This window comes from Pseudomonas mandelii (assembly GCF_900106065.1).
In the GTDB taxonomy this organism is placed as follows: domain Bacteria; phylum Pseudomonadota; class Gammaproteobacteria; order Pseudomonadales; family Pseudomonadaceae; genus Aquipseudomonas; species Aquipseudomonas mandelii.
Map to the genome: position 1 here is coordinate 1,622,399 of NZ_LT629796.1, position 12,306 is coordinate 1,634,704.

Consider the following 12,306-nt stretch of genomic DNA (forward strand, 5'->3'; position numbering starts at 1 on the left):
GGCGATCCGACAAGCTCCCTCGCCACAAGCGCCTTTCAGCCCTGGGGAGACTCAGAGCTGCCCGTCGCGATCCCGAAAGCCCAGCAGATACAGCACGCCATCCAATCCAAGGGTGGAAATCGCCTGCTTTGCCGACTGCTTCACCAGCGGCTTGGCGCGGAACGCCACGCCCAGGCCGGCAATTGCCAGCATCGGCAAATCGTTGGCACCGTCGCCGACCGCAATGGTCTGCTCCAGGCGCAAACCTTCCTTGTGCGCCAGCTCCTTCAGCAGATCCGCCTTGCGCTGCGCATCGACAATCGGCTCGACCGCCACACCGGTGACCTTGCCGTCGACCACTTCCAGCTCGTTGGCAAACACATAGTCGATGCCCAACTTGGCCTGCAATTGCTTGGCGAAGTAGGTGAAGCCGCCCGACAGGATCGCGGTCTTGTAGCCCAGGCGCTTTAGCTCGGCAAACAGGGTTTCGGCGCCTTCAGTCAGGCGCAACGAAGCACCGATCGAATCCAGCACGCTGACGTCCAGCCCCTTGAGCAAGGCCAGGCGTTCCTTGAAGCTCGCGCGAAAATCCAGTTCACCGGCCATCGCTCGCTCGGTGATTTCCGACACCTGATCGCCCACGCCTGCGGCCTTGGCCAGTTCGTCGATGACTTCGGCTTCGATCAGCGTCGAGTCCATGTCAAATACCGCCAGGCGGCGGTTACGGCGAAACAGCGAATCTTCCTGAAAGGCGATGTCGACGTTCAGTTCCTGGGCGACGCTGAGGAATTCAGCCCGCAGCGCCTGCGGGTCAGCCGCTTCGCCGCGCACGGAAAACTCGATGCAGCCCTTGCCCTTGTCGGCCGGGGTGTCCAGCGGCATGCGCCCGGACAAGCGATCGATGTGGTCGATGTTCAGGCCATATTTGGCGGTGATCGAGCTCACGGCCTGCAACTGTCCGGCGGTTACTTTGCGGGTCAACAGCGTCACGATGTGGCGCTTTTTGCCCTGATTGCCGACCCACTGCTGGTAATCCCCTTCGGACACCGGGGTGAATCGCACCTGCTGATCGAGCTCGTACCCCTTGAACAGGATGTCCTTGAGCACCGACTTGCCTTGCTCGGTATCAGGAATTTCAACCAGGATGCCGAACGACAGGGTGTCGTGGATCACCGCCTGACCAATGTCGAGAATGTTCACACCACCCTGGGCCAGAACGCCGGTAATGGCCGCAGTCAGACCCGGTCGGTCGACTCCCGTGATGTTTATCAGGACGATTTCGCGCAAGGCGCACCCCCGCAAGTGGAAAAAAACCGCATTCTACCCACTTTCAGTGACCATCGGGCACCGTGAGCGCTTTGCCGGTCTAGGGCCTGTCGCTATACTGCGCGTCAACTTCACGGACAAAAGAGCCGAGCTCAAGTGAACCGGCCCACGCCAGTAAAAACCGATAACTTCTTTCTGCTGATCTTCCGTGCACTGCGCCACCGCCGTGTACCGATTGCATTGCGCATCGCCAGCCATAACGTGATCCTGGTCGCTCTGGCCCTGGTGATCTACGCCTGCGTGATGGGTTTGCAGTTCAAGCAGGCCATGCACGAGCAGGCCGATGCGCTGGGTGAAAGCCTGACCACGCAGACTGCCACGTCCGCCACGGAGCTGTTGGTGTCCAACGACATCCTCAGCCTCAACGTGCTGCTCAACAACCTGACCAAAAACAAGCTGGTGGCCCACGCCGCCATTTACAGCGTGGATAACCGCATCCTCGCCGAAGCCGGTCAGCGCCCCAAGCACAGCCTGCTGGGCGAAGCCGAGGGCATGTACCAGAGCAAGATCACGTTCCAGGACGTCACCGCCGGGCAACTGCGCATCAGCCTGGACATGGATCAGTTCCAGCAGCCCATGACCATCAGCCTGCAAAGCATGGGCATTTTGAGTGCGATTCTGCTGGCCCTGTCCCTGGCCTTGAGCCTGCGCCTGGGCCGGCACATCTCCACGCCGCTGCTGCAACTGCGCGTGTGGCTGCGCAATATCGACGAATACACCCCGGCCACCGAGCGCCAGGACGAGATCGGCGACCTGGCCCGTCAGCTGCACGCCAACTTCGCGCCGGAGCCGGCCGAACCGGAACCCGTGCCGGAGCCGGAATACGACGACAGCGACTATGAAGACGCCGACGATAACGAGCCGTCCTTCGAAGTGCGCAACCTGCGGGATCCGAGTTTCGATGAAAGCAAACCTGTGGCTGGCCTCAAGCCAGCGCCACGGCGCAGTGTCAGCACCGTTGAAGACGACGATGACGACGATGACGACGATGCGTTTGCTGACTTGCGTGATGAATCGGCCGACGTTGCGCCTAAACCGCTCGCCAAACCGGTGATTTCGAACGTGCCGCAGCACAGCGCCGTACTGGCCGTGCAACTGGGCGCTCAAGATCAACTGCGTCGTCTGCCTCGCACCCGCCTGGAAGAACTGCTGAAACGCTATCGCGACTGCCTCGATCAGGCAGCTTCGCTCTATCAGAGCGAACTGCACACCCTGAACGATGGCAGCACGCTGATGCTGTTCCACACCGAAGACAGCGGCGATGACTACCTGACCAACGCAATCTGCTGCGGTGAATTGCTGCGAGCCTTGGGTCATCAGTTGCAGATTGAAGTTGCAGACAGCGGCATCACCCTGCAATTGCAGCTGGGCCTGACGCTGGGTGATGAGCTATTCGGTCTGAGCCAGATCGACCTGCTGCTGACCGAAGCCGCTCAGGATGCCCTGGCCTTGTCGCAACACAGCCGCAACCTGCTGCTGGTGGAGCGCAAGATCGGTGACGACGCGCTGATACGCCAGCGTGCGCGGATCCGCCCGATTGCCAGCCCTGAGGGTGCGTGCTGTGTGGAGCGGTTGATGGAGCCTTATCCGTCGATGCTGGAGCGACAACTGGCGCGGATGCATGAGCGTCGGGCGTAAGCCTTAAACCCCAGAAGTGAAGAAGCCCGCAGACGAGTGATCGTCTGCGGGCTTTTTTGTTGCCTGTGTCCCGGCCTCTTCGCGAGCAGGCTCGCTCCCACAGGTTTTGTGTCGTACACCTATCGCGCGAACGACGCAGGGCCTGTGGGAGCGAGCCTACTCGCGAAGAGGCCAGGACAAGCGACAGATATCTGCACCCTGCAGAAACAACAAAGCCCACATCACTGCGGGCTTTGTTCTTGGATCAATCCAGGCTTAGAACCTGAACACTTCCATATCGGTCCGGATCGGCGAGGCCATCGGGATCTTCGGCTGTTTCTCTTGCTCTGCCGCGGGAGCCACTGGCTTCGGAGCAGGCTTTTTGGGTGCTTCAGCGATCGGCGGTTGATTAGCCAGTGGCTTGAGCGCCACGGACAATTGCTCGGCCAGACGCTGCAGCAACACCCCCTGAGCCTGAACCTGAGCCGCCGTGCCGCCTGCGTGCTGCTCCTGCAGGTGAATGATGCGGTTATCGCGAACCTGGCCACGACGGTCGATCAGGCGCCATTGCGCATCCAGGATCGCTGGTTGCGATTCGCCCGAGTCCAGACGAGTAATCGTCAGCAGCACCTGGACATCCGGCGTGAAGCCGAGGGTCGCAGGCGCCAGCACAACCCGCTGACTGTCCAGATGGCCCGCCACCTGACGCAGCAACAGCTGATCAACGTCCGACGACAGGCTTCCAGCCCAACGACCGTCGGTCGACGCCTGAAGGCTGCCATCCGGCTGTCGCTGCAACAAGGTTTCGCGTTGCAGGTAATCCGCAAGCGTTACCGGGCCGAGCAATACCGCCATGCCGGCGCTTTGCGCAGGCTGAACCGGACTTCCGCTGTCCAGCTGATACAGCGACACCGGCTGGTGAACGCTGCAACCCGCCAGGCCAAGAACGCCAGCGAGCATCAAAATAAAAGGAAGGCGCAGAGCAGTCATCGTCCCATCCAGGTGGTTGCCACAAGGCTAACCACAGTGAAAATACTCAATAAATATGAAGAACGCTCGGCCACGCCGGCGCTTGAAAGGCCATATCATCCGTGAATATGCGTTCCGACTCCAGCGGCAAAGCGTCGATCTACGCGTTAAATCGTAGATCGAGCGCTCTAGGCCGCTTAATTGAGGTTTTCGACGAGCAGCGCATCGACCCGCTGGAAGCCACGTGGCAGTTTGTTACCACGACGACCACGCTCACCTTTGTAGTGTTCGAGGTCGTCCGCTTTCAGCGACAACGTACGTTTTCCGGCCTGAAGCACCAACGTGGCGCCCTCCGGCAGTACGGCGATGTCCGTGACATATTCTTCGCGACTGGCCACACGCTCACCGTTGATCCCGATGATTTTGTTGCCTTTGCCCTTACCTAATTGTGGCAGATCACTGATCTTGAAGATCAGCAGGCGACCTTCGGTGGTCACCGAGGCCAGCCAATTGTTCTCGCGATCGGTCACCGGGCGCGGAAGAATGACCTTCGAGTTGTTCGGCAAGCTCAACAACGCCTTGCCCGCCTTGTTCTTGGCTTGCAGGTCTTCACCCTTGACCACGAAGCCGTATCCGGCATCGGAGGCGATCACGTACAGCGAATCGTCTTCCGGCATCAGCACGCATTCGAAACTCGCCCCTGGCGGCGGCGTCAGACGGCCGGTCAACGGCTCGCCCTGGCCACGGGCCGATGGCAGTGTGTGGGCCGCCACCGAATAACTGCGACCGGTGGAGTCGATAAACACTGCAAACTGGTTGGAGCGACCCGGTGCCAACGCCTTGAAACCATCCCCGGCCTTGTAGGAAAGCCCGGTGGCGTCGATCTCGTGGCCTTTGGCAGAACGCACCCAGCCTTTTTCCGACAGCACGACAGTCACTTTCTCGTTCGGCAGCAGATCGTGCTCGGTCAGGGCCTTGGCTTCGGTGCGCTCGACGATGGGCGAACGACGGTCGTCGCCGTAGGTTTCGGCGTCCTTGATCAGCTCGGTACGTACCAGCTTTTTCAGCTTGGCTTCGCTGCTCAGCAGGGCTTGCAGCTTGGCTTGTTCCTTGAGCAGTTCATCTTGCTCGGCACGCAGTTTCATCTCTTCCAGTCGCGCCAACTGACGCAAACGGGTGTCGAGAATGTAGTCGGCCTGGATTTCGCTCAAGGCGAACCGTGCGATCAGCGCGGCTTTCGGGTGTTCCTCGGTACGGATGATGTGAATCACTTCATCCAGGTTGAGGTAGGCAATCAACAAACCGTCCAACAGGTGCAGGCGACGCTCGACCTTGTCGAGGCGGAATTGAAGACGACGACGCACGGTTTGAACGCGGAATTCCAGCCACTCCACCAGCAGCGCACGCAGGTTCTTCAGCTGCGGTTTGCCGTCCAGGCCAATGATGTTGATGTTGACCCGGTAGCTCGACTCCAGCTCGGTGCTGGCGAACAGGTGTTGCATCAGCGCATCGTGGTCGAAATTCTTCCGCGCGCCCGGAATGATCACGATCCGGCACGGGTTCTCGTGGTCGGATTCGTCGCGCAGGTCAGCGATCTGCGGGGCTTTGGACGGTTTGGCCTGCATCATCGCCGCGATCTGCTCCAGCACCTTGGCGCCCGAGACTTGATGCGGCAGCGCGGTGACGATGATGTCGCCGTCTTCAATGTGGTACACGGCGCGCATGCGCACCGACCCCTTGCCGGTTTCGTACATTTTCAGCAGATCGGCACGAGGCGTGATGATTTCCGCTTCGGTCGGGTAATCCGGGCCCTGAATGTGCTCGCAGAGCTGCTCGACCGTGGCTTTGGGTTCATCGAGCAAGCGCACGCAGGCTGTCGCGACTTCGCGCAGGTTGTGCGGCGGTACGTCGGTGGCCATGCCCACGGCGATGCCGGTGGTGCCGTTGAGCAGGATGTTCGGCAAACGCGCCGGCAACACCAGCGGCTCGTCGAGTGTACCGTCGAAGTTCGGCCCCCAGTCCGCCGTGCCCTGGCCCAGTTCGCTGAGCAGCACTTCGGAATAACGCGACAGCCGCGCCTCGGTGTAACGCATGGCGGCGAAGGACTTGGGATCATCCGGCGCACCCCAGTTACCCTGGCCGTCGACCAGCGTGTAGCGATAGCTGAACGGCTGGGCCATCAGAACCATGGCTTCGTAGCACGCCGAGTCGCCGTGCGGGTGGAACTTACCGAGCACGTCACCGACGGTACGCGCCGATTTCTTGTGCTTGGAATCGGCGTCCAGCCCCAACTCGCTCATCGCATAGATGATGCGCCGCTGTACCGGTTTCAGGCCGTCGCCGATATGCGGCAAGGCACGGTCCATGATCACGTACATGGAGTAGTTGAGGTAGGCATTTTCGGTGAAGTCAGCCAGTGACCGGCGTTCTACACCGTCCAGGCTGAGATCAAGGGAGTCGCTCATGCGGGCCTCATCGGTTCGTTGTCTGGCGCAGCAGCATGGTGCCACCGCGCTGGGTAAATTCAAGTTTGTTCAGCGCGCTCATACCGAGCAGCACTTGCTTGCCATCCAGGCCTGGCACGACGATGGCGCGCACATCACGCAGCACAATGTCGCCCAGTTGCAGCCGGTCGACGCGGGTTCGATAACCCTCGGTACGACCGTTGGCGGTGCTCAGGGTCACCCCGAAGCCTTGTTCCAGTTTCAGCCGTTCGGCCATTTGCGCCGGGATTGCCACATCGGTTGCCCCGGTATCCAGCATGAAATCCACCGGCTGGCCATTGATCTGGCCGCTGGCGACGAAGTGCCCCTGGGTGTTGCTGGCCAGTTTCACTTCAATAAAACCTTCGCCCTGCTCCGAGCTGACGACCACATTGGGATTTTGCTGCCGATCCTCCCACTGGCCGAAAAACCGCGTCGCCAGGAACAGCGCCGCGCACCAGGCCAGCACCATGAACACCCGACCGGCACGCTTTCCCGGCGTTTGCTGGCTCACGGCTTGGCACTCCAGCCACCTTCAGGCGCGGCGAAGCGCCAAACGACCGGGCGAACCTCGCCATCGGCGCGGGCATCGTTGTTGTTGTCGGTGCCGACCCAGGCACCCTCGGCGTCGACAATCAACGCTTCAGTCAGACCAAACGGATTTTGATAGCGGCGGTGTTCCTGCAAGGCTTCATCGGCAAATGACCAGCAGCGCTCGACCTTGGCCGTCTCCGGGTCGCGGCGGCAGATCTGGTAAGCGTTGCGTTCAAGGGTAAACAGCTTGCCGTTGAACAGCGATACATCGGCAAAGTCCCGAGTCACGGCTTTGGCCCGTGGAAACTGTGCCGGCTGCATTTCTTTCCCCGCCTCGCTCAGCAGCACGCAACCACCGTCGCAATCCCACACCGTCTGTTTGCGCTTGATCAGCAACAAGCCACGGCTTTGACGCTCGGCGGCGAGCCACAATTGATCGCCCGCCGGATTGATCGCCAGCCCCTCGAACAGCGCATTGAACTGCAACAGCATGCCACTGGCCCGAGCTTCGCGAACCAGCATCGGCGAGATCTTCAGCCAGGACGACGGCCCAACGGGCGGCACTTGCAGGATCGCGGCATGGGACTCGCTGACGATGTAGCGATTACCCGCGCTGTCGCAAGTGATGCCTTCAAAATCCAGGTCCCCGCCCCGTACAAACGCCGCGACCCAGGCCCGCGAACGCAACCCCCAGGGCAAACCGCTGTCCGGCACCGCCGGCACGCCGATGCCCACGGTTTCGGCCTGCCAGACCGTGTCGCGGGTATCGAGACGGTAGATCTGGTCATCGTCGCGATCGGAGACCGTCCACAAGTCTTTGCCGCACTGGGCCAGCCCCGACAGATTGCCGCCGCGCATGCCGTCGACGGGATGCTCGGACAACAGGCGCAACTGCGGTGCCGGTTCGGAAAGCGCCGAAACGGAGGTCAGAAGTAACGCACACGCCAGGGCAAAGCCAGCCCGCATCAGCCAAGAACCTCGGCGAGGTTGCCTTTGGATTCCAGCCAGGATTTGCGGTCACCGGCGCGTTTCTTCGCCAGCAGCATATCCATCATTTCCGAGGTCGCTTCGAAATCGTCCAGCGTCAACTGCACCAGACGCCGCGTGTTCGGGTCCATGGTGGTTTCGCGCAGTTGCGGCGGGTTCATTTCACCCAGTCCTTTGAATCGGGTGACCTGCGGCTTGCCGCGTTTCTTCTCGGCCACCAGGCGATCGAGAATGCCATCGCGCTCGGCTTCGTCGAGGGCGTAGTAAATCTCTTTGCCCAGGTCGATGCGGTACAGCGGCGGCATCGCGACGTAAACGTGACCGGCATCCACCAGCGGGCGGAAATGCTGGACGAACAAAGCGCAAAGCAAGGTGGCGATGTGCAGGCCGTCGGAGTCGGCGTCGGCGAGAATGCAGATCTTGCCGTAACGCAGCTGGCTCATGTCCGCCGCGCCCGGATCGACACCGATGGCCACGGCGATGTTGTGCACTTCCTGACTGGCCAGCACTTCGCTGCCGTCGACTTCCCAGGTGTTCAGAATCTTGCCGCGCAACGGCAGGATCGCCTGGAATTCCTTGTCCCGCGCTTGTTTGGCCGAACCGCCGGCGGAATCACCTTCCACCAGGAACAGCTCGGAACGCATCGGGTCTTGCCCGGCGCAGTCGGCGAGTTTGCCCGGCAATGCTGGCCCGGCGGTGATGCGCTTGCGCTCGACCTTCTTGCTGGCCTTGAGACGACGGCCGGCGTTGTTGATCGCCAGTTCCGCCAGCAGCATGCCGGTTTCCGGATGAGCATTGAGCCACAGGCTGAACGCATCCTTGACCACACCGGAAACGAACGCCGCCGCTTCACGGGACGACAGACGTTCCTTGGTCTGGCCGGAGAACTGCGGTTCCTGCATTTTCATCGACAGCACGAACGCAATGCGTTCCCAGACGTCTTCAGGCGCCAGCTTCACACCACGCGGCAACAGGCTGCGGAATTCGCAGAACTCGCGCATCGCATCGAGCAAGCCCTGACGCAGACCGTTGACGTGAGTGCCGCCCTGCGCCGTCGGGATCAGGTTGACGTAGCTTTCCTGCACGCTGTCGCCACCTTCCGGTAACCACAGCAGCGCCCAATCGACCGCTTCCTTGTTACCGGCCAGGCTGCCGCAGAACGGCTCGTCCGGCAGGCGTTCGAATTCGCTGACGGCGTCAACCAGGTAGGAGCGCAGGCCGTCTTCGTAATGCCATTCGACTTTCTCGCCGGTGGCCTTGTCTTCAAAACTGACCAGTAGCCCCGGGCACAGAACGGCCTTGGCCTTGAGCACGTGCTTGAGGCGGCTGATGGAGAATTTCGGTGAATCGAAGTACTTCGGGTCCGGGGCGAAGAACACGCTGGTGCCAGTGTTGCGCTTGCCGACGGTGCCGATCACTTCCAGCTCGGTTTTCTTGTAACCGTCGGCGAAAGTCATCTGGTATTCGTTGCCGTCGCGCTTCACGCGCACCCGGACTTCGGTCGACAAAGCGTTGACCACCGAAATACCCACCCCGTGCAGACCGCCGGAGAACTGGTAGTTCTTGTTGGAAAACTTGCCACCCGCATGAAGCTTGGTGAGGATCAGCTCGACGCCCGACACACCTTCTTCCGGGTGAATGTCCACCGGCATGCCACGGCCGTCATCGCTGACTTCCAGGGAGTGATCGGCGTGCAGGATGACCTGCACCGACGTTGCGTGCCCGGCCAAGGCTTCGTCGACGCTGTTGTCGATGACTTCCTGGGCGAGGTGGTTCGGCCGACTGGTGTCGGTGTACATGCCGGGGCGTTTGCGCACCGGGTCGAGGCCCGAGAGGACTTCGATGGCGTCTGCGTTATAAGAGCTAGCGCTGGGAGTGGCCATGGGGTCTCGTCGTCCGCCTGTCAAAAAAGTGTTCTGTGAAAAAGAGACGACGACTCACAGTGCTGTGAAATCGATCGCCTGATACAAATCTGCGCCGATACCGGCAAAACTCAGCATTGCCGGCAGTTGCGCGGCAAAACCCTGGAAACTATGGTCGCCGCCGGCCTGGATGCGCAAGGCACAGGCGCGGTAATACTGCTGGGCGAGGCGATAGTCCAGCGTTTCGTCGCCGGTCTGCAACCACACCTGATACCGCTGCGGATCCTGGGGCGCCGGCACTTCCAGCTCGGCCAGGGCCGTCACGTGGTCGTGGGTCAATTCCCAGGCCTCATCGGTATACAGGTTTTTCTGCGTCCCCAGATACCCGTCAAACATCCGGTGCGGACTGACGGCAGGGTTGATCAACAGGGCCTTGAGGCCATGGCGCTCGGCCAAGTGAGTCGCATAGTAGCCGCCGAGTGAGCTGCCTACCAGCAGTGGCCGCCCAAGCTCTTCAATCGCCTTGTTCAGCTGACCGATGGCTTCGCGCGGGTGGTGATGCAAGGCAGGAACGCGCAACTGATCGCTCAAACCCAGGCGGTCCATCACTTGCACCAACTGCGTGGCCTTTTTTGACGAAGGCGCGCTGTTGAAGCCGTGGATATAAAGGATCGAACCGGACATTTGAGCTCCCTGTGCGTCGGTAAAGAACGCGGAGTTTACAGGGAGTCGGGGGGATCGGGATATGCATGGCGGGCATGAGGGGCTGGGTAGACGCCATTGCGGGCAGTCTTGCTCCTACTGGGGAATGTCGGTACCTGCAAGAGATTGGTCGGCTGTCAGGCCGTCTTCGCGGGCAAGCCTCGCTCCTACAGTGGAATGGGGGTACCTGTAAAAGAGATTGGTCGGCTGTCAGGCCGTCTTCGCGGGCAAGCCTCGCTCCTACAGTGGAATGGGGGTACCTGTAAAAGAGATTGGTCGGCTGTCAGGCCGCCTTCGCGGGCAAGCCTCGCTCCTACAGTGGAATGGGGGTACCTGTAAAAGAGATTGGTCGGCTGTCAGGCCGCCTTCGCGGGCAAGCCTCGCTCCTACAGTGGAATGGGGGTACCTGCAAGAGATTGGTCGGCTGTCAGGCCGTCTTCGCGGGCAAGCCTCGCTCCTACAGTGGAGTGTGGGTACCTGCAAGAGATTGGTCGGCTGTCAGGCCGCCTTCGCGGGCAAGCCTCGCTCCTACAAGGGGTTCGCTGTACACGCTTCGCTCTTCACCACTCATCAGGCCGAGCGTTAGCTCGCCTGCAGCTCTTGATCTTGATCTACCCGCCCCTTTCGGGAGGCTGAGTGGAGGTGTTCATCCGGGGAGTGGCGCGCAGCGCCGTTCGACGCAGTCGAACACGCTGCATGTAGGTCGTCGCGAAGCAGACCGGAGGGCAGTGTCCCCGGATGGATACCGGAGCGAAGGTACGCCGAGCCTTAGCGAGGGGCCGGACGCTTGGGGCGAGACTTTTTGGTTCCTTTTGTGGCGTTTGACAAAAGGGACTCGCCGTAAGGGCGAAACCGCCAGCCGCCGTTACCACAGGAATGGATATACACCCGGTCAACAGCAACATGGTCGGCTATCAGGCCGCCAAGTCCAAGATGAAAAGTCAGTACCCGTTCGACCCGAAATCAACCTGAAAATCAAACCCGGTGACCCGCTCAACACCCGTTTCAATCTGCCCATCCGGCAACAACCGCAACCAGCGATACCCCGGTGCCTGCTCCCCAACCTTGAAATCATCACTCCCAGGCTCAAACTGAATGCAAGTCGAAGGCGAAGCAATCAACCGCACCCCTTTGCGCACCTGATCAACCTCCTGATGCACATGCCCCCACAAAACAGCACGCACCTGCGGAAAGCGATCCAGCACCGCAAACAAGGCCTCAGGATTACGCAAGCCGATAGGCTCCATCCACAAACAGCCGATCAACACCGGATGATGGTGAAAGCAGACCAGATGATGCCGCTCCGGCGCCTCACTCAACGAACGCGCCAGCAACTGCAACTGCTCATCCTGCAAATAGCCCGGCACCGACCCCGGCACCGCCGAATCCAGCAAAGTCACCCGCCAGTTACCGACATCCACCACCGGCTCCAGCAACGCGCTTTGCACCGCCGCCTCGGCCATGATCCGCGGTTCATCATGATTGCCAGGAATCCAGCGCGCCGGCGCATCGAGCTGCCGGGTCAGGTCGCGAAACAGCTGATAAGACTCCAGCGTCCCGTCCTGAGACAGATCACCGCTGGCAACGATCAGGTCAATCTGCGGCTGCTGCAGGCGCACCAGCTCAATGACCTTTTGCAGGCTGTCCCGGGTATTCATGCCCAGCAACTTCCCGTCCGCTTCGGCAAACAGATGACTGTCGGACAGTTGCACCAGCAACGCCGAATCGGCGGTGGTCAATGTGGATACGCTCGGCAAGGCGTTCTCCCAGGCTGAATCACGGGATTGGATGAGTACCGCAATTATGCTGGGGGACGATCAAAAGAGGAAACCTGTGAATCTGACGCA

At 60.8% G+C, this 12,306-nt stretch carries 9 protein-coding genes; 1 reads left to right on the top strand and 8 read right to left on the bottom strand.

Features of this window, described 5'->3' with window-relative positions:
* Positions 1 to 51: 51 nt before the first annotated feature.
* Positions 52 to 1,266, bottom strand: coding sequence for a phosphoserine phosphatase SerB (gene serB / locus BLU63_RS07360; RefSeq protein ID WP_010464223.1), 1,215 nt, complete (start codon positions 1,264 to 1,266; stop codon positions 52 to 54).
* 135 nt (positions 1,267 to 1,401) lie between these two features.
* On the opposite strand from serB, the gene BLU63_RS07365 reads away from it, so the two are divergent.
* Complete coding sequence (locus BLU63_RS07365) at positions 1,402 to 2,943, top strand: AhpA/YtjB family protein (RefSeq protein WP_083375182.1); 1,542 nt, start codon at positions 1,402 to 1,404, stop codon at positions 2,941 to 2,943.
* 255 nt (positions 2,944 to 3,198) lie between these two features.
* On the opposite strand, the gene BLU63_RS07370 is transcribed toward BLU63_RS07365, so the two are convergent.
* The 7 genes from BLU63_RS07370 to cpdA all read right to left on the bottom strand — a co-directional run bounded on the left by BLU63_RS07370 (position 3,199) and on the right by cpdA (position 12,216).
* Positions 3,199 to 3,912, bottom strand: a complete 714-nt coding sequence (locus tag BLU63_RS07370; protein ID WP_010464228.1) for a PqiC family protein — start codon at positions 3,910 to 3,912, stop codon at positions 3,199 to 3,201.
* A 176-nt stretch (positions 3,913 to 4,088) separates the two neighbouring features.
* Positions 4,089 to 6,356: a DNA topoisomerase IV subunit A gene (gene parC / locus BLU63_RS07375; protein ID WP_010464231.1), complete on the bottom strand. Its 2,268-nt coding sequence runs from the start codon at positions 6,354 to 6,356 to the stop codon at positions 4,089 to 4,091.
* 7 nt (positions 6,357 to 6,363) lie between these two features.
* Positions 6,364 to 6,888: a retropepsin-like aspartic protease family protein gene (locus tag BLU63_RS07380; RefSeq protein WP_077750229.1), complete on the bottom strand. Its 525-nt coding sequence runs from the start codon at positions 6,886 to 6,888 to the stop codon at positions 6,364 to 6,366.
* Entirely contained in the window at positions 6,885 to 7,874 is a 990-nt protein-coding gene (locus tag BLU63_RS07385) for an esterase-like activity of phytase family protein (protein WP_083375183.1), read from the bottom strand. Before BLU63_RS07385 ends, BLU63_RS07380 begins: the two co-directional genes overlap by 4 nt.
* Positions 7,874 to 9,778 carry a DNA topoisomerase IV subunit B gene (parE, locus tag BLU63_RS07390; RefSeq protein WP_010464236.1) on the bottom strand — a complete coding sequence of 635 codons (1,905 nt, stop codon included), beginning with the start codon at positions 9,776 to 9,778 and terminating at the stop codon, positions 7,874 to 7,876. Before parE ends, BLU63_RS07385 begins: the two co-directional genes overlap by 1 nt.
* 54 nt (positions 9,779 to 9,832) lie before the next feature.
* A complete protein-coding gene (locus BLU63_RS07395) occupies positions 9,833 to 10,441 on the bottom strand; it encodes a YqiA/YcfP family alpha/beta fold hydrolase (RefSeq protein ID WP_083375184.1) in 609 nt (202 codons plus the stop codon).
* A 959-nt stretch (positions 10,442 to 11,400) separates the two neighbouring features.
* The gene (cpdA, locus tag BLU63_RS07405; protein WP_083375186.1) at positions 11,401 to 12,216 is read right to left on the bottom strand and encodes a 3',5'-cyclic-AMP phosphodiesterase; all 816 of its coding nucleotides are present in this window, start codon (positions 12,214 to 12,216) and stop codon (positions 11,401 to 11,403) included.
* Positions 12,217 to 12,306: the final 90 nt, after the last annotated feature.